Raw genomic sequence first — 20,077 nt, forward strand, 5'->3', positions numbered from 1 at the left:
AGGTAAAAATTTAACAAGTAATAAATTTAAAGGAAAAAAAGTGAATCCTATAAAAAAATCATTTCAGTACGGTAATCGTACTGTTACTTTGGAAACGGGAGAAATAGCTCGTCAAGCCTCAGGTTGTGTCATTATTGATGTTGAAGGCACAACAGTACTAGTTTCTACCGTTGGTAAAAAAGAAGCTAAGCCTGGTCAAGATTTCTTTCCATTAACCGTTAATTATCAAGAAAAGCGTTATGCGGCTGGGAAAATCCCAGGTGGGTTTATCAAGAGAGAAAACCGACCATCAGATGCAGAAACATTAACTGCTCGTTTAATTGATCGCCCACTACGTCCGTTATTCCCAAAAGGTTTTAAAAATGAAGTACAAATCATTTGTACGGTTATTTCAATTAACCCACAAATAGATCCTCAGTTGGTTGCCCTGTTGGGTGCTTCTGCATCACTTGCTGTTTCTGGCCTTCCATTTAATGGGCCTGTTGGCGCGGCTAGAATTGGTTATAAAAATGGTGAATATATATTAAATGGTACTGCTGATGAAATGGCTGAATCTCAATTAGATTTGGCTGTCGCAGGGACTGAAAATGCTGTATTGATGGTTGAGTCAGAAGCTGAAGAGCTTTCTGAATCAATTATGCTAGGTGCGGTAATGTTTGGTTTTGCTGAAATGCAAGTTGCTATTAAAGCTATTGCTGAGTTTGCAACTGAAGTGGGCAAGGAAACTTGGGATTGGACAGCACCAGAAGAAAATACTGCGTTACTTGGTTTAGTTGAAAGTAATGCTAAAGAAGCTATCACGGCGGCTTATGCTATTGCGGATAAAATAGAACGCCAAGATAAATTAGCAGAAATTAAAGCTTCTACTGTAGAGTCCTTAGTCACTGAGTCGGAAGGTTCACCAACTGAAGATGAAGTGAAAGGTACTTTTTCTAAAGTTGAAAAATCAGTTGTGCGTAATCGTGTTATTTCTGGTGAGCCACGTATTGATGGTAGAGAGCACGATATGGTTCGCGCCTTGTATATAAGGACGGGGGTATTGCCAAGAACTCATGGCTCTGCACTATTTACTCGTGGTGAAACTCAGGCATTGGTAGTTGCTACTTTGGGAACGGAAAGAGACTCTCAAATTATTGATGGTTTGCTGGGGGAGTCAAAAGAAAGCTTTATGCTACATTATAATTTCCCGCCATATTGTGTTGGTGAAGCTGGTTTTATGGGGGCTCCCAAGCGTCGTGAAATTGGTCATGGCAAGCTAGCCAAACGAGGTATTCAAGCGGTCATTCCATCGCAGGCAGATTTCCCATATACCATTCGCGTTGTTTCTGAAATCACAGAATCTAATGGTTCTAGTTCGATGGCTTCGGTATGCGGAACTAGTTTAGCGTTGATGGACGCGGGAGTTCCTGTGAAAGCGCCTGTAGCTGGTATTGCGATGGGATTAGTGAAAGAAGGTGATAACTACGTTGTTTTGTCTGACATATTAGGTGACGAAGATCATCTTGGAGATATGGATTTCAAAGTTGCAGGTACTGAAACGGGGATTACTGCGCTTCAAATGGATATCAAGATTGAAGGTATTAATCAGGAAATTATGGAAAAAGCATTACATCAGGCCAAAGGCGGGCGTTTACATATTTTAAAAGTAATGAACGAAGCCATCGGTACTGCACGTGAAGATATCTCTCAGTTTGCGCCGCGCATTTCAACCATTAAAATCGATCCACAAAAAATTGGTGATGTTATTGGCAAAGGCGGTTCAACAATCCGTGCTTTAACGGAAGAAACTGGTGCGACTATCGAGATTGAAGAAGATGGTACAGTAAAAATTGCAGCAATTGAAAAGACTTCATCGGACTTAGCTATTCAACGAGTAAAAGAATTGACTGAAGATGTTGAAGAAGGCAAAGTTTATGTTGGAACAGTTGCCAAAATAGCTGACTTTGGTGCTTTTGTTGATTTTATGGGCAACAAAACTGGATTGGTGCATATTTCACAAATTGCACATGAAAGAGTCAATAAAGTTGGAGATTATTTATCTGTTGGCCAAGAAATTGAAGTCAAAGTTCTAGAGGTTGATCGTCAAGGTCGTATTCGATTGAGTCGAAAAGTTCTATTGGATCCGCCAGCTCCTAAAGAAGAAACTGAAGCCGAAGCTTCGGCTGATGCGCCTGCTGTTGAAGGTGGTTCAGGTAATACGACAGAAGCTTAAAATTAAGCGAGTAAAAAAGCCGCGAATATCGCGGCTTTTTTATTGGTTAAATTTTAGATAAAGAAAAATATTTTATTTTTTAGGGTTGTTTTACTTGTAATCATTTTAAAAATTATTTTTAAGCCTATAAAGCTACCTATAAATTTCCAGGTTGAAGTTATCTTGTTTAAATCTTCGGTTATTGAGTTAACGAACTAGCTGGTAGCAGGGAACATAATTACTGCCAGGTAGCTTCATGCGCTTTTGTAATACGAAAGCTTCGAGAAGATTATCTAAAGGTTTCATAACTGACTCATCACCATTTATTTTATAAGGACCATATTTTTCAATGGCACTAATGCCTGTCTCTTTAACATTACCCGCAACAATGCCTGAAAATGCACGACGAAGGTTGGCGGCAAGTTGATGAGTTTCAAGGTTTGACGATAAAACTAATGAAGCCATATTTTCATGCGTTGGAATGAAGGGTTGTTGATAGCTAATGTCAATATTGAGTCGCCAATTGAAGTAGTAAGCATCGTTATAGTTTCTTCTGTGTTGTCTTACTTTTTCTACATTTTGTGCCATTATCCGTGCAACTCGCTCAGGATCATCGATAATTATCTGATATTTTTGTTGTGCTTCAAATCCCAATGTATCATTAATAAATTCATTTAATTGTTGAAAGTAGGGTTCACTAGACTTTGGGCCGGTGAGAATAAGTGGAAAAGGAACACTTTGGTTTTTAGGATCTAATAGAATGCCTAGAAGATATAAAAGTTCTTCGGCGGTTCCTGCACCACCAGGAAAAATGACAGTACCATGAGCCACTCTAACAAAAGCCTCTAATCGCTTTTCAATATCGGGGAGTATCACTAATTCATTAACGATTGGGTTAGGTGCTTCAGCTGCAATAATATCGGGTTCAGTTAGCCCCAGAAACCTTGACTGAGAGAAGTGTTGTTTTGCATGAGCTATTGTTGCACCTTTCATAGGGCCTTTCATTACTCCTGGACCACAGCCTGTACATATATTTAAGCCGCGTAACCCCATAGAATGACCTACTTCTTTGGAGTAAGCGTACTCTTCGTTTGAAATAGAATGTCCTCCCCAGCAAACAATCATATTAGGGTGTTCTCCTGCATGAAGAATATCTGCATTTCGTAATAGTTGGAAAACGTAATCTGTAATGCCTATGCTTGAATTAAGGTCCGTTCCTCGACTACATTTTTCAGTTTCAGAATAAACAATATCGCGCATGGCACTAAATAACATTTCTCGGCTTGAAGCTATCATTTCACCATCAACAAAAGCATTGGCCGGAGCATTTTGTAGCTCAAGTCTGATACCTCTATCTTGTTGTATTATTTCTATTTCAAAATCAGGGTAGGATTCAAAAATGGTTTTTGCGTTATCACTATCTGAACCAGTATTTAATATGGCTAAAGCACACTTTCTAAATAAAGGATATAAGCCATTTTCACCAACTTGTTTTAACTTTTCAACTTCTATTTGTGATAAAACTTCGAGGCTACCTTTTGGGGCTACAGATGCATTAATGGTTTCTTTTTTTTCCATATTTTTAACTTCTCTAAGATAAATTTTTACTTAACTATAGATTTAAGGTAACTCACTTTAATTATAGTGTACAGTTCATCATGATAACGTGATTGATTTTTGATATGAATAATATCGATTCTCAATGTTGTACTTTAATTAACTCACTCAACAATAAGAGAGTTGAGTCTATTGAGTTAATTTAAACGGTGATTAAAAAGCTTCTGCACTTAAAGTTAATAGGTTGAACAAAAGCCAGGTTTATTTAAATAGATAATAAATTATATTCTAATTAAAAAGTGCTATCTATTTGATTTATAAAAAATTATCTGTTTTTAGTAAATAAATATAAGTATTCGTTTTTGTGATATATAAGTTGATATAACAAATTAAAATGTTTTTGAGTTAAAAAACATTTGTATTTAAGCTGATTTCTATGATACTTATATAGTCAGTTTAAATAAAATAGTTAATCCAATAAAGACAATGTCAGCCTTTAAGCAAATCATAAACATTATTCTAGTCCTCATCGTGGTGATTATTATCACTCCACGGGGGAGAACTATTGTCTGATTAACATCAACGTTAGATTCAAAAAACCCCCGCTTCGAAAGAACCGGGGGTTTTTGCTTAATGGCACTTTAACTTTTAACTGAAAATTTTAATTTTTAACAGAAGAGAGCAGATCGATGAAAAAGTATATTAGTTGTTCAACAATAATTATTAAAAAGACAATTGATATTTGTGAAATTATTCCAGTACCTGATACGAGGAATTTGCTCTTATGAATGGTTCGGAACTGACACTTGAAATCTTAAAGCAGCACGGCGTTAATTGTATATTTGGTTATCCTGGTGGGGCAATTATGCCTATGTACGATGCTCTATATGGAAGTGAAATAAAACACTACCTATGTCGGCAGGAACAAGGTGCGTCTTTTTCAGCTTTAGGATATGCGAAAGCAAGTGGCAGAGTTGGTGTTTGTATGGCGACATCTGGGCCTGGTATGACTAATTTAGTGACGGGGTTGGCCGATGCAACAGCAGACTCTGTTCCGGTAGTCGCTATAACTGGGCAGGTAGCAACACCATTGATGGGAACAGATGCTTTTCAGGAAATTGATGTGCTTGGATTATCACTTGCTGTGACTAAACATTCTTTTCAAGTAATGCATGTTGACGAACTTGAGTCGGTGTTACATCGAGCATTTGAAATAGCGATCAGCGGAAGACCCGGTGCTGTGCTAGTTGATATTCCTAAAGATATTCAATTAGCCAAGGTTAATTCAAAGCCAGTATTGATCGATTCGTCTGTAATACGAAAGGTCGATGATGATGCAATTCTTCGAGCGAAACAACTGATGAGTCAGGCTAAAAAGCCTGTGTTATATGTTGGTGGTGGTGTTTCTCTTGGCAATGCTGTTGAAGAACTTAGAAGCTTTGCTGAAGTTACTGGTATGCCGAGCGTTTCAACGCTAAAAGGCCTCGGTACATTAGCCTTTAATGATCAAGGGTATATGGGGATGCTTGGTATGCATGGGACTAAAGCTTCAAATTTAGCTGTGCAAGAATGTGATTTATTAATGGCTGTTGGAGCTCGATTTGATGATCGTGTAACCGGTAAACTTTCTGAGTTTGCTCCCTTTGCAAAAATCATTCATTTAGATGTTGATGCCGCTGAGGTGAGTAAATTAAGAGTTGCAGATGTTACTCTTTTAGGTGACTTTAAACAGGCAATTCCTAAGCTTCAAATGCCCTTAGAAATTAATGAATGGCGAAAACAGTGCATTAACATGTCTGATGATTATGGCTTTAAATATGTGCGTAATGAAGATAGTCCTATTGATTCAATTGATGCGCCATCTATGCTTAATGAGCTAAGCCAGATAATGCCAAGAAATACAGTGGTTACCACTGATGTTGGACAGCATCAAATGTGGGTTGCTCAGCATATGAAATTTGATGAACCTAAAAACTTATTAACCAGTGGTGCTCTTGGAACAATGGGATTTGGTTTGCCTGCTGCAATTGGCGCTCAAGTTTCTCGCCCTGAAGATTGTGTCATTGCCGTTAGCGGTGATGGTTCTTTTATGATGAATGTTCAAGAGTTAGGAACAATCAAGCGGTTTGATTTACCGGTAAAAATTTTACTAATTGATAATACTAAATTAGGTATGGTTCGCCAGTGGCAATCATTATTTTTTGAAAAAAGATTTAGTGAAACTGACTTATCTGATAATCCTGATTTTGTTCAGCTTGCTAAAGCGTTTGACATTGAAGCAGAAACAATTACCCAGTCACAAGAGGTAACTGCTGGCTTAACTCGACTGTTAGGTTCGTCAAAAGCATATTTATTGCATGTAAGAATAAATGAAGATCAAAGTGTGTGGCCTTTAGTGCCACCTAATACTGCTAATCAAAAAATGCTAGAGGGGGTAGGAGAGTGAATCAACACCTAGTAAAAATCAAAGCGTATAATGAAGCAACTACACTTGAACAGTTGTTGCGTGTCATTCGATATCGAGGATTTAAAGTTGATAGAATTTCAATGAATGTTGAACCATTAGAACAAATGGTTGATATAGAGTTAAATGTAAAAAGTAAGCGGCCTATTAGCTTACTCGAAAACCAGCTGACTAAGCTCGTTGATATAAAAAATGTTTATGTAGAAGAGTCGGCTGTTATTCAAGTTCCGATGTAAATGGTTTTAATGATGAAAAGAGGAAAAAGAAGTGGCAACTAACACCCCAGAACTAATTTGGTTTAACGGCGAACTAAAACCTTGGCAAGAAGCGCAAGTACATGTTTTGACTCATGCTATACATTATGGCTCTTCTGTCTTTGAAGGAATACGCGTCTATGATACTCCAAATGGGCCACAAGTTTTTCGTTTGAAAGAGCATGTACAAAGACTGTTTGATTCTGCAAAAATTTATCGTATGGATATTCCGTTTGATCAACAAACTATATCAAATGCTTGTAAAAGTGCGGTCTCATCTAACCAACTAAAAAGTGCTTATCTAAGACCAGTTGCTTTTTATGGTAATGTGGGGCTCGGCTTGACGCCACCAAGAGTTCCGGTAGAAGTTGCTATTGCTGCATTCGAGTGGGGAGCTTACTTGGGAGAAGATGGATTAGAAAATGGGGTTGATGTTTGTGTTACTTCTTGGAATCGTCTAGCACCAAACACAATGCCAACTGGTGCAAAAGCTGGTGGTAATTATTTATCTTCGCAATTAATTTCAATGGAAGCAAAGCGACATGGCTACCATGAAGGAATTGCGATGGATGTTAATGGAATGATTAGTGAAGGTGCTGGAGAGAATTTATTTGTTATACGTAATAACGTTATTTATACGCCACCACTTTCTGGTTGCATTTTACCGGGCATCACTCGTGATACTGTTATTACATTTGCTAAAAGTTCTGGTTATGAAATTCGTGAAGAACTCATCGCCCGTGAATCACTTTATTTAGCAGATGAAATATTTATGACAGGAACTGCTGCTGAAGTTGTACCTGTACGTAGTGTCGATCAAATTCAAGTTGGTTCTGGCAAAAAAGGTCCCATAACAGGTTCTATTCAAAAAGCATTTTTTGGCTTATTTAATGGAACCACTAATGATGATTGGGGATGGTTAGAATCTGTTTCTACTATAAAGGCTGTACAAGAGGTGACTAATGCCTAAATTACGTTCTGCAACAAGTACTCAAGGAAGACGAATGGCAGGTGCTCGCGCATTGTGGCGAGCAACAGGCATGAAAGAGTCGGATTTCGGTAAACCTATAATCGCGGTGGTTAATTCTTACACGCAGTTTGTTCCTGGACATGTTCATTTAGCTCCCATTGGAGAGCTTGTTGCCGAGCAAATTAAACAAGCCGGCGGTGTAGCTCGAGAGTTTAATACGATTGCTATCGATGATGGTATCGCTATGGGACATGATGGCATGCTTTATAGTTTACCTTCGCGAGATTTAATTGCTGACTCTGTGGAATATATGGTTAATGCGCATTGTGCTGATGCAATGGTGTGTATTTCAAACTGCGACAAAATTACTCCAGGAATGCTAATGGCCGCATTGCGCTTGAATATCCCTGTAATTTTTGTTTCAGGTGGACCAATGGAAGCTGGTAAAACTTCTCTTAGTGATAAAATCATTAAATTGGACCTAGTTGATGCAATGGTACAAGCGGTTAGTGATACAACTTCAGATGAAGAAGTGAAACAAGTAGAAGAGTCTGCATGTCCAACGTGTGGTTCATGTTCTGGTATGTTTACCGCCAACTCAATGAATTGTTTAACTGAGGCGCTTGGTTTAGCTTTGCCTGGCAATGGTAGCATGTTAGCAACTCATGCAGATAGACGTTCACTATTTGAATTAGCTGGTAGAAAAATTGTTGATATGTGTCAGCGGTATTATCAACAAAATGATGAGTCGGTTTTACCCCGAGCAATTGCAAATAAAGCGGCTTTTGAAAATGCGATGGTGTTAGATATTGCAATGGGTGGATCAACTAATACGGTGCTTCATTTATTAGCTGCCGCTCAAGAAGCAAAAGTTGATTTTGATATGAGTGATATTGATCGCCTTTCTTTAAAAGTTCCTCACCTTTGTAAAGTAGCGCCGTCTGGTAATAAGTACCACATGGAAGATGTACATCGTGCTGGTGGAGTCATGGGGATTTTAGGTGAGTTAGCTAGAGGTGAACTAATTCAGACTGATTGTTTACATGTTGCAGAAGGTACATTAGCAAACACTTTATCAAAGTGGGATGTTAAAGTGACTGATAATGATGAAATTAAAGACTTTTATCGGGCCGGACCTGCTGGTATCAGAACAACAAAAGCAATGGGGCAAAGTTGCCGTTACGACTCATTAGACGATGATCGTGAAAATGGGTGCATTCGTACCGTTCAAAATGCATATCGACAAGATGGTGGCCTTGCGATTTTAAAAGGTAACCTAGCTGAAAATGGGTGTATTGTAAAAACCGCAGGTGTTGACGACTCTTGTTTAACTTTTGAAGGACCTGCCAGAGTTTTTGAAAGCCAAGATGCGGCTGTTGAAGCAATTATTGGCGATCAAATCAAGGCCGGAGATGTTGTTGTTATTCGTTACGAAGGTCCTAAAGGTGGGCCTGGCATGCAAGAGATGTTATATCCAACTAGTTATCTGAAAGGTAAGGGGCTTGGTGAAAAATGTGCCTTAATTACGGACGGTCGTTTTTCTGGTGGAACTTCCGGGTTGTCGATCGGGCATGTATCTCCTGAAGCGGCTAACCAAGGAACTATTGGTTTAGTAGAGGAAGGTGATTTAATTGTTATTAATATACCAACCCGACAAATTGAATTGAAAGTATCTAGCGATATACTCGCTGAGCGAAGAACTCAAAGAGATAAATCTGGCTGGCGTCCAACTAAACCAAGAGCTAGAAAAGTTTCTGCGGCATTAAAAGCTTATGCAATGCTGGCTACTAGTGCGGACTTAGGGGCTGTTCGTGATCTTAGCCGACTCGAAGAGGAATAACTCATGCAATCGGTCACAGCAGCTCAACTTGATATTGGAATGGATTATCTGCGAAGAATTTTGTTAGCACCTGTTTATGATGTTGCGAAAGAAACCGACTTAACCTACTTAACTCGGTTATCGAAAGAGCACGGTAACCAGATCTATTTAAAACGAGAAGATCAACAAGCCGTACATTCGTTTAAATTACGTGGAGCTTATAATAAATTAGCTGCATTAAGTAAGGAAAAGCATGCTCAAGGAGTTGTGGCTGCATCGGCTGGAAATCATGCACAAGGTGTGGCTTTGTCAGCGCAAAAGCTGGGCATTAAAGCAACCATTGTTATGCCAATTACCACCCCTGAAATTAAAGCTCAGAGTGTGCGTCATTTGGGGGCGGAAGTGAAATTGATTGGTACTAGTTTTAATGAGGCTAATCAGGCTGCTATTGCGCTAGCTAAAGAGAAAGGTAGTGTTTTCATTCCTCCATTTGATGATAAAGATGTTATTGCTGGACAAGGAACAGTTGGCAAGGAAATGCTGCAACAAGCACCCGATGCCGATGTTGTATTTGTGCCTGTTGGTGGTGGCGGATTACTCGCGGGTATTGCTGTTTATTTAAAACAGCTAAAACCATCGATTAAAATTGTTGGTGTTGAAGCTGAAGACTCCGCTTGCCTAACTGCTGCACTTGCTGAAGGGAAACCAGTATCTTTACAAAGTGTTGGTTTGTTTGCCGATGGGGTGGCGGTAAAACAAATTGGTGATGAGAGTTTTCCTATTATTCGTGCTTTTTGTGACCAAGTGATCACTGTTAGTAATGATCAAATTTGTGGAGCAATAAAAGAAATCTTTGAACACACAAGAGTAATCGCTGAACCTGCAGGAGCCCTCTCTTTAGCAGGGCTTATTCAGTATACTCAAACCAGTCATGGAAATGAAAAATTATTGGCTGTTTTAAGTGGCGCCAATATGAATTTTCATACGTTACGCTATGTTTCTGAACGATGCGAATTGGCTGAGAAAAAAGAAGCGGTACTCTCAGTAACAATTCCTGAAGAGAAAGGCAGTTTTAAAACGTTTTGCCAAATACTCGGTGGCCGAGTTATTACAGAGTTTAATTATCGATATAACGATGAAAAGAAAGCCAATATTTTTGTCGGAGTAAGATTAACTCACGGAGAAGATGAACTCAAAATGTTAATTGATACTTTGAGTGAATATTTTCAAGTTGAAGATTTTACTGATAATGAGCTAGCTAAGTTGCATATTCGTTATATGGTTGGTGGTCATAGTCCTGTAAAATTCCAAGAAAGGGTGTTTCAGTTTGAGTTTCCTGAGTCGCCTGGTGCACTCGAACTATTTTTAAATACTCTAGGTGAAGACTGGAATATTACACTATTTCATTATAGAAATCATGGTTCTGCTTTAGGGCAAGTGCTTGCTGGGTTTGATGTGTCTGAAGAAGAGCAGTTAAGTTTTTTCAGGCATTTAAAAGCATTGAATTATAGTTTTAAGGAAGAAACTCATAATAAAGCTTTTAAGTTGTTCTTATAAATATAATGATGGCATCTAAGAGTAAAATATTATTTTTAGATGTTTTTCCATTTATTTTTTAAAGAAATATAAAAACATAAGCCCTGTAGTTGGGTTTTTCTGCTATTTAGGATAGAGTTAAACGAACATCAAAATAGCTATAGGAAAGCGCCTATGTTTGCCCGTTTATTACTATCGTTTATTGTTATTTTTTCATATCCTACTTTTGGGAAAAATATTCCTGATGAACTGGCCAAATGGTCAGAGTGGGTTAAATATGAGCAAACTTATCGTACTTGTCCAAGTCTTAATGGTGTTTCTTCTGGTAATAAAAAAAATCACTTATGCGCATGGCCTGGAGTGATGGAGTTATCTGTGAGCGAGCGACAAGCTCACTTTAAACAGTTTTGGCAACTATTTGATGAAAGCCAGGTTCCTCTTCCTGGTAGCCGAAGCTATTGGCCTCAAAATGTTAAAGTTAATGGGCAGACGGCTGTCGTTTTACAACAAGGAAATACTCCCTATATTTTATTACCTAAAGGCCTGTATACCATCGAAGGAAATGTTCTATGGAGCAAACGTCCTGAATCGTTACCAATTCCTACTCAGGTCGCTTTACTGGATGTTTCGATTAATGGTGTGAGGCAACCTTTTATATCCTACTCTAAAAATCAAAGCCAAGTTTGGCTGGGTAGTGTTAAGAAAGCTCAGGTTAAAGAGAAAGACTTTTTAAAATTAAGAGTTAATCGACTAATTTCTGATGGTCACCCAATGGAAATGAATGTTGTGATTAACCTGGAAGTTTCAGGAAGGGTTCGTGAACAAAAGCTCACTCGTTTTTCCACTCATCAATATCAACTGATGTCTGTGTCTTCAATATTAAATACTCGTATAGATAGTCAGGGAGATCTTTGGGTACAAATGAAGCCAGGAAATTTCCGTATACAATTGAACTTTAAAGTTCATCATAACCCTGAAAGTATTTCATTGGATCAAGTTGGTGATAGTTGGCCGGAGCAAGAAATATGGGCTTATCAAAATAATGAAAGGCTACGCTCGACACAGATTTCTGGCGTGTCACCCATAGACTCAGAACAAGGTTTTATGTCTGAGTGGAAAAATTTTCCTCATTATGTCGTCAATCATCAAGAGGCTTTAACTATTAAAGAGCGACAAAGAGGGATGTCACATAATTTTGATAGTTTGTCATTAGAAAGGCAAATATGGTTAAGTTTTGATAATCAAACTTTTTATTTTTTTGATACGATTAAGGGGCAAAAAACAAAAGATTGGCGTGTCAGTACTATCGAAAATTATCAGCTAACGCAACTCAGTAATCATGGTAAAGAACGTTTAATTACTTATGATGATAAACAAAGAACTGGGGCAGAAGTAAGAACTCGAACAATTAATATCGAAGCAAGCGGTGAAGTTGATGTTGATAATATGCAACATGCATCTGGTTGGGATATTCCGTTTGCTAATACTAGAGTGGTTATGCATATTCCGCCAGGACGTAAGGTTATTAACATTAGTGGTAGTGACTCAGTTAATGGAGATTGGATAAGCCGTTGGAAATTGATAGACTTATTTTTTGTTTTGGTTACAACCGCATTAGTTTTTAAATTCTTTGGTATTTGGGCGAGTGTTTTAGCATTAGTGACTTTGGTTTTAGGTTACCATGAAGCAAATATGCCAATGTTCTGGTGGTTTAATTTTGTTGCAGCACTGAGTTTAGCGCTTAAAGTGACACACCAAAAACTAACTCAAGTAACTCGTGTTTATCAGTGGGTGAGTTTAGCAATATTAATTATTTTTCTATTCCCCTTTTTGGCAGAACAAATTCGTTTTACATTACATCCACAGTTAGAAATGAATCAGTCTCTAGAAAGTGGGAATTCTCGTTATTCAGTTAAGTCACCCCCTATTTCTAATTTTGTAGCAAAACAGTCAGAAGTAAGGGAAGAAGTGTTGGAAGATGCTCTAGAGCTAAAAAGTCAGCGCTTAAGTAAGCCCAAAAAAGTGACTGTAACGGGTTCTCGTATTCAACAAACAAGTTTAGATACTAGTTATGAGCAAGATGCTGTTATTCAAGCGGGAAAAGGAAAACCGAATTGGCATTGGCAACATGCCGGCTATAGTTGGAATGGTCCTATTGAAGGAACTGAAAATGTCAGTATTACTCTATTATCGGAAATTTGGGTCAAGGTTCTTCGAGTCATGCTAATTATTTTTTCTATTTTATTATTACTGGTTTTATTAAATCGCAATGTAATAAAAGATGAAAAGTTCAAAAAAATATTTTCAGGTAGTATTAAAGCTAGTCTGTTATTTATCGGTGTTATTGGTATTACATTATTGGGTGCATATAATCAGCCCTTATCAGCTGCAGATTACCCTAATGAAAAGTTACTAAAGGAATTACAAAGTCGAATATATCCTCAGCCTCTTTGTGAGCCAGAATGCATTTCTGTTTCAAATATCAATATGCAGGTTAATGAATTAAACATTAAATTGGTTGCAGAATATCAGAGCGGTGCATTAAAAGCCGCCTTATTACCGAAGTCTGATGACTGGCGAATTAAGCAAGTCATACTTAACCAAAAAGTTGTTAAAAGTTTATGGCAAAATCAACAGGGAGCCTGGATTCTTCTACCAGAAGGTCTTTCAACGGTGGTGATCAAAGCAAGCTTAAAAGATAAGTCTAATATTAGTTTGTACTTTCCTGAATATCCTAAAAGAGTTGTTTATGATGCCATTGGATGGGACGTTTCTGGTGTTAATTTAAATCATTTATTGAGTGACAGTGTTCAACTAACACGTCAAACAACAAATGTTTCTTCTATAGAGTTTGCGCAATCTAAAGCAGGTAAGGATAATGTAAAACAGGCGCAAGAGCAGTCGATCAATAATCTTTTATTAGTGACTCGTTTTTTTAAGTTTTCAAATGAATGGCGCTTGACAACATCGGTTACTCGAAAAGCACCATTAATCGGCACTATAACTACGGAGCTTCCGTTATTGAGCTATGAAAAGCCATTACAAATGGTTGACAGTATCAAAGACGGTAAAATGCAAATAGTGATCCCGAACAATCAACAAAGTGTTAGTTGGGATTCGAGTATTCATGGAGAACAATCATTTGAGTTAATAGCGTTAGATGATAATGAAATTAATGAATCGTGGAAAATTTTGGTTTATCCCAGTTGGAACCTGCAAATAAAAGGCATACCTCAAGTTGCTCCTGATTATGTTAATGATGATGACTTTTGGGTTTACCAATACTTTCCTCGCGCAGGAGAAAAACTTTCTGTGATGATTAGGAAGCCTCCGGCAGTTAAGGGTGACTCATTAGCCATCACTAGTGCGAGCCAAGAGTTTAATATTAGTAAACGAAAAACGACCACAGATTTAAGTATTAATTATCGAGCAACGCGTGCAGAAACTTTATTATTGCATGTTGGTGAAACAGCGGTTAAAAATTTAAGGCATGATGGCAGCCAGGTTAATGTGGGTAATGTTGATGGTATTTTATCAATTGCATTGAAGCCCGGAGAACATCAGATCGAGCTTCTGCTTGAGTCGGGCCAAGCAATAAGTAAACAATTAAAATTGATCGGCGTTAGTTTAAATAGGGAATTTACTAATTTAACAACGAAGGTTAACTTGCCTGATAGCCGTTGGCTTATTTATGCAAGTGGTCCGGGCTACGGACCTGCAATTATTTATTGGGGAGAATTAATCTTTTTTATTTTATTAGCAATTGGATTAAGCAAACTATCATTTTCGCCATTAAATTATTGGCAATGGCTCGTTTTGGGAATGGGAATGAGTACTTATTCTTGGCCTGCAATGGTATTTGTTTCTATTTGGTTGTTAGCGAGTGAATGGCGCCGTAAAAATCAGCAACAGCCGACTCAATATAAAGTAATGTTTGCTTGGATAACATTACTTTCCACTATTGCTGCTGTTTTAGTTCTTATTTCAGCTGTTCCCAATGGTTTGTTAGAAACGCCTGATATGGGGGTTGTTGGTAATGGTTCTTATACTAACTCTTTAGTTTGGTTTTTAGATAGAGGGACAAACATTCTTGGTGAAACTGTCGTTTATTCACTGCCTATTTGGATCTACAAAGGATTGATGCTTATTTGGGCTACTTGGCTAAGTTTTTCATTAATTAAATGGATAGGTTGGATCGGTAAAGATTTATCTAACGTTCAATTAATTAAAGTAAAGAAAGTTGAGCAAGCAAAACCAAAAAGTGATATTCAGCAGGGAAGTGAAAATCATGATTCAAAAAAGTAAGCTTTATTTTTTGTTTTATAATTTAAATTGTGAAACTAATGTGTTGAGCTCATTAAATTGATTTTGCAATAAGTCGCATTCTTCTGTTATTTGAGTCAAGTTGAGTGCGCCTTTTTCATTCAAGGTTGTTAATGTAATAATGTCATTGTTGATATGATTAATGACATGGTTTTGCTCTTCAGTTGCTGATGCGACTGATTGATTTTCACCATCAATATCATTAGATGCCACCATTATACTTTCCATTTTTTTATCGGCATCGTTTGCTGATGCTTCACAAATTTCGCTCTGTGAAGTGTTTTCAAGCATAGATTGTCCTACAGATAAAACACCTTGTTGTAAATTTTGTATCATATCGTGAATTTCAGTTGTTGAGTCGCTTGTTCTATGAGCTAGTTGCCTTACCTCATCGGCCACTACAGCAAATCCTCGACCTTGCTCTCCAGCTCTTGCTGCTTCGATTGCTGCATTTAATGATAATAAGTTGGTTTGCTCGCTAACTGTTCTTATCACTTCTAAAATAGCACCAATATTTTCAGTACTAAGATTTAAGTCTTTAATTCTTAAACCTGACTCATTCACATTTTGTGATAACAAATGAACACTTTTTATATTCTTATCTAAAACCTCACGGCTTTGTAATGACAATTGGTGAATATTGCTTGCTAGCTCAGAGGCTCTTTGGGCATTTTTTGAAATTTCGTTTGAAGCTGTATTTAATTGAGCCACTGACTCATTCACATTGCATGTTAGTGAGTTTTGTTGATTAAATAAAGATTGAGTTAGGGTGACTATTTCTCTGACTTTGCTAATGTTTTGTTTGAGCAACTCCGAAGCTTTATTGACGTCAGTCATTGATTGATGGATCTTTTCAATAAATAGATTGAAGTAAATTGAGAGTTGGCCTATTTCATCTTCATTATAAACTTCAAGTCGTTGTGTCAAATCCCCTTTGCCTTGTGCAATATCTTTTATTGCCTCATTTAACTTTTGAACAGGCTTCATTAAAATGTTTAATAAAAATCCCATTATCACTATTGTTGTGATAACACCTGTTATGCCGTAAATAAATGATTGATTTTTTAACTGGTATAACGGCGTGTAAGCTTTTTGCTTATCGAGCACAACGCTTAAGTACCAGTTGACTTCCTCGATACCGTCAACTTTAAAAAAAGCCACCAATTTTTCTTTACCATTAATTTTATATTCAGTTAACTCGTTAGTTAATTTTACTGGCTGGTTAAAAATATCAGTTAGATTTTTGCCGATCCACTTTTTTTCGGGGTGGCTTAAAACATCGCCTTCGTAGGATAACAAAAATGCATAACCCAAGCCTAAATAGTCGACCCGATTAACTATGTTAATAATATCTGCCATCTGCATATCTATGCCTGCGACTCCTAAAAATTGGCTATTTTTATAAATTGGGGCCGCCACTGAAATAACTAATTGATGAGTTGTCGCATCAATGTAGGGTTTGGTATAAGAAATGCCACCTTTTTGCTTAGCTGCAATATACCAAGGTCTTTGGGTTGGGTCATAATCATCTGGTAAAACGGTTGACTTGTCATCAAGAATGAAGTTTTTTTCTTCAGTGCCGACGTAAGTATTTTTAAGTTCTCCCGTTTGCTGGCCTTGTGCAATTACTCGATAAACGGCTTCTTTACTTAGATCTTCCGCAGCTGAATTAGCAATTGATTGAGCGATACTTGATTTGGCGTTAAGCCAATCAGCAATTGTTGTTGAAATTGAAGTTGAAATTTGATCGATAGCGACTGAAAGATTCGATTCTGTCTGTTTTTTTAGTAGTAAATAATTATTAAAAGCGAATGCGCTCAGTACTATAACCAGTAGTACCGATGATAGGATAATTAATTTATATTTGAATTGTAGTTGCTTCATAACACTATGCCATCGTGGAATCCTTCTATCTACTATTTAAAATGTAGCAAATAAATGAGCATTTAGGAGTGTTAATGCTAATCAGTTTGGGTTTTATGAGATTTTTGATTTCAAGAGAGAGCGAACGAAATATGAAAAGCTTCATTCGACAAAAGAAAAGTAGTTTTTTCTATATCTCTTTGTTACGTAGCGTCAATTACTGTTTTTTGATGGTGTGATTCATTAATAGTTGTGAATGGTTAATATGGGAAGCTCTTTGGTTAACGATAATTAATACCCGTGTTTTTCCGGTATTCTTATTTTATATAACAAAAGAGTGGTGATAACTCATGCTTTTTCTTTTGCTATGGCATGAAAGCCGTTAAAATTGTCTCTTGTGTACGAAAATGATGCGTAACGGTATCATTAATTTATCCAATTAATTAGGTGATATGAAGGTTTTTATGTTATCGCCCCGATTTCAATAGAGTAAGTGCAAAATGCAGCAAGAGTATAATCCGTCCGAGGTAGAGTCATCGGTTCAGAAAATTTGGGATGAAAATAAAGTTTTCAAAGCAATTAAAGATTCGACAAAAGACAAGTTTTACTGTCTCTCTATGCTTCCTTATCCCAGTGGTCGCCTACATATGGGACATGTTCGTAATTACACTATTGGAGATGTAATCTCTCGTTATCAACGCATGCTAGGAAAAAATGTATTACAACCTATGGGATGGGATGCATTTGGTTTGCCCGCTGAAAATGCAGCTATTAAAAATAAAGCACAGCCCAGTAAGTGGACAACTGAGAATATTGCTTATATGAAAAAGCAACTTAAAAGCTTAGGGTTTGCGTATGATTGGGATAGAGAAGTTAAGACTTGTGAGCCAGAATATTACAAGTGGGAGCAATGGTTTTTTACTCAGCTAGTTGAAAAAGGCTTAGCTTACAAAAAGACTTCAGCCGTTAATTGGTGTCCTAATGATGAAACCGTATTAGCGAATGAACAGGTACATGACGGATGCTGTTGGCGTTGCGATACGCCTGTTGAAAAGAAAGAAATTGATCAATGGTTTATTCGAATTACTGCTTATGCTGAAGAGTTATTGAATAGTATTGATGAGCTGGAGGGGTGGCCTGATAGCGTTAAAACCCAACAAAGAAACTGGATTGGGCGCTCTGAAGGGGTTGAAATGATTTTTAAATTAGAAAACAGTGAAGATGCTGTTTCAATTTATACCACTCGACCTGATACGCTAATGGGAGTCACTTATGTTGCGGTAGCTGCTAAGCATCCTATCGCCGAAAAGGCTGCTGAAAACAATACAGAGTTAGCTGAGTTTATTGCTGAATGTAACCAAAGTACAACAGCTGAAGCCGATATTGCTACCATGGAAAAGAAAGGTATGGCTACGGGTGTTAAAGCAATACATCCTGTCACAGGCGATTTGGTTGATGTTTGGGTCGCTAATTTTGTTCTGATGGATTATGGCTCAGGCGCTGTTATGGCTGTACCAGGGCATGATCAGAGAGATTGGGAGTTTGCTCAAAAATACGGTATTGAAATAAAGCAAGTTATAGCTCCGGTTGACGAGTCTGAAATTTATGACTTAACTCAAGCCGCTTACACTGAAAAAGGAATATTGATTAATTCAGGTGAATTTGACGGATTAACTTCTGATGAAGCATTGGAAAAAATAGCAACCTGGCTTAATGATAAAGGCTTAGGGCAAAAACAAGTTAATTACCGAATCCGCGACTGGGGGGTATCACGTCAGCGTTTCTGGGGGGCACCTATTCCAATGGTTAAGTTGGATTCTGGAGAAATGGTGACAGCAAAAGAGTTCCCTGTCGTACTACCAACCGATATACCGATGCAAGGTGCTAATTCTCCGCTAGTTGATAACCCTGATTTTCAAAATGTCGTTGTTGATGGTCAGCCGGGTAAACGCGAAACTGATACTTTTGATACTTTTATGGAGTCTAGTTGGTATTACGCCCGTTATACTAGTCCAGAAAGCCATGATGCTATGCTAGATACTGAAGAGGCCAATTATTGGCTGCCAGTTGATCAGTATATTGGGGGTATAGAACACGCTACCATGCATCTTTTGTATTTCCGCTTTTTCCATAAGTTAATGCGAGATGCAGGTTTGGTCAATTCTGATGAACCGGCTAAAAAGTTATTAACACAAGGAATGGTTTTATCGGATACTTTTATTACTTTGGATGAAAAAGGAACTAAAAACTATCACTCATCGGAAGAAGTCGAGGTCGTTAAAGATAATAAAGGAAAGGTGGTCAGCGGCAAGCTTAAGACAACAGGTGAAGATGTAATTTTAGCTGGCATGGAGAAAATGTCGAAGTCTAAAAATAATGGTATTGATCCTCAAGCGCTTATTGATGAATTTGGGGCCGATACAGCCAGGCTTTATACCATGTTTGCTTCGCCTCCTGAACAGTCTTTGGAGTGGCGAGATGATGGTGTACAGGGTGCTCATAAATTTATAAAGCGATTGTGGAAGTTATTTAATGAAAAAGCGATGTTTGTTGGTGAGGCAATTGATATTAATGCATTAAATACTCAACAAAAATCTTTATACAGTAAAACTCATGAAACAATCGCTAAAGTGAGTGATGATTACTCTCGTCGTTATTCGTTTAATACTGCCATTGCTGCGGTTATGGAGCTGACTAATGCGATCGCCAAATATAGCGGAGATGACAGCCCTATTGATCGGCAAATTGTGAAATATGCTCTTGATCAGGCTGTTATTTTATTATCACCAGTCACGCCACATATGGCACAAGCCTTATGGCAAGCTTCAGGAAAAACTTATTTAATTGCTGATGAGCCTTGGCCTCAGGTAAATCAGGCGGCGTTGGTTAAAGATGAGATCCTGATTATTTTGCAGGTCAATGGTAAACTACGTGGGAAGATCAGTGTCGCAAACGGTGCTACCAAAGATGAAATTGAAGCATTGGCCATGCAGGATGAAAATGTGAGTAAACATATTGAAGGTAAAACCGTCAGAAAAGTGGTGGTGGTACCCGGTAAATTAGTGAATGTAGTGGCTAACTAAGAGATTAACTTATAATT

10 protein-coding genes are annotated in these 20,077 nt (G+C 37.7%); 8 read left to right on the forward strand and 2 right to left on the reverse strand.

Annotated features, from left to right (window positions below):
• Positions 1-40 precede the first annotated feature (40 nt).
• Positions 41-2,212: a polyribonucleotide nucleotidyltransferase gene (gene pnp / locus ACT5E3_RS03385; protein WP_444996902.1), complete on the forward strand. Its 2,172-nt coding sequence runs from the start codon at positions 41-43 to the stop codon at positions 2,210-2,212.
• Between the two features lie 186 nt (positions 2,213-2,398).
• Here the strand turns inward: pnp and ppnN are convergent, their stop codons facing one another.
• Positions 2,399-3,769, reverse strand: coding sequence for a nucleotide 5'-monophosphate nucleosidase PpnN (gene ppnN, locus ACT5E3_RS03390; protein WP_444996903.1), 1,371 nt, complete (start codon positions 3,767-3,769; stop codon positions 2,399-2,401).
• 763 nt (positions 3,770-4,532) lie between these two features.
• Between ppnN and ilvG the strand changes: the two genes are divergently transcribed.
• The 6 genes from ilvG to ACT5E3_RS03420 all read left to right on the forward strand — a co-directional run bounded on the left by ilvG (position 4,533) and on the right by ACT5E3_RS03420 (position 15,096).
• Positions 4,533-6,194, forward strand: coding sequence for an acetolactate synthase 2 catalytic subunit (gene ilvG, locus ACT5E3_RS03395; protein ID WP_444996904.1), 1,662 nt, complete (start codon positions 4,533-4,535; stop codon positions 6,192-6,194).
• Positions 6,191-6,448 carry an acetolactate synthase 2 small subunit gene (ilvM, locus tag ACT5E3_RS03400; protein WP_444996905.1) on the forward strand — a complete coding sequence of 86 codons (258 nt, stop codon included), beginning with the start codon at positions 6,191-6,193 and terminating at the stop codon, positions 6,446-6,448. The genes ilvG and ilvM overlap by 4 nt, the downstream gene beginning before the upstream one ends.
• Before the next feature lie 31 nt (positions 6,449-6,479).
• Positions 6,480-7,436, forward strand: coding sequence for a branched-chain amino acid transaminase (locus ACT5E3_RS03405; RefSeq protein WP_444996906.1), 957 nt, complete (start codon positions 6,480-6,482; stop codon positions 7,434-7,436).
• Positions 7,429-9,276: a dihydroxy-acid dehydratase gene (gene ilvD, locus ACT5E3_RS03410; RefSeq protein ID WP_444996907.1), complete on the forward strand. Its 1,848-nt coding sequence runs from the start codon at positions 7,429-7,431 to the stop codon at positions 9,274-9,276. Before ACT5E3_RS03405 ends, ilvD begins: the two co-directional genes overlap by 8 nt.
• 3 nt (positions 9,277-9,279) lie before the next feature.
• On the forward strand, positions 9,280-10,812 hold the full coding sequence (gene ilvA / locus ACT5E3_RS03415; protein ID WP_444996908.1) for a threonine ammonia-lyase, biosynthetic: 1,533 nt from the start codon (positions 9,280-9,282) through the stop codon (positions 10,810-10,812).
• Between the two features lie 153 nt (positions 10,813-10,965).
• On the forward strand, positions 10,966-15,096 hold the full coding sequence (locus tag ACT5E3_RS03420) for a hypothetical protein (RefSeq protein WP_444996909.1): 4,131 nt from the start codon (positions 10,966-10,968) through the stop codon (positions 15,094-15,096).
• A gap of 15 nt (positions 15,097-15,111) precedes the next feature.
• On the opposite strand, the gene ACT5E3_RS03425 is transcribed toward ACT5E3_RS03420, so the two are convergent.
• The gene (locus ACT5E3_RS03425; protein WP_444996910.1) at positions 15,112-16,998 is read right to left on the reverse strand and encodes a methyl-accepting chemotaxis protein; all 1,887 of its coding nucleotides are present in this window, start codon (positions 16,996-16,998) and stop codon (positions 15,112-15,114) included.
• Between the two features lie 479 nt (positions 16,999-17,477).
• Between ACT5E3_RS03425 and leuS the strand changes: the two genes are divergently transcribed.
• Positions 17,478-20,060, forward strand: coding sequence for a leucine--tRNA ligase (leuS, locus tag ACT5E3_RS03430; RefSeq protein ID WP_444996911.1), 2,583 nt, complete (start codon positions 17,478-17,480; stop codon positions 20,058-20,060).
• Positions 20,061-20,077: the final 17 nt, after the last annotated feature.

It is taken from the genome of Aliikangiella litoralis (genome assembly GCF_052495765.1).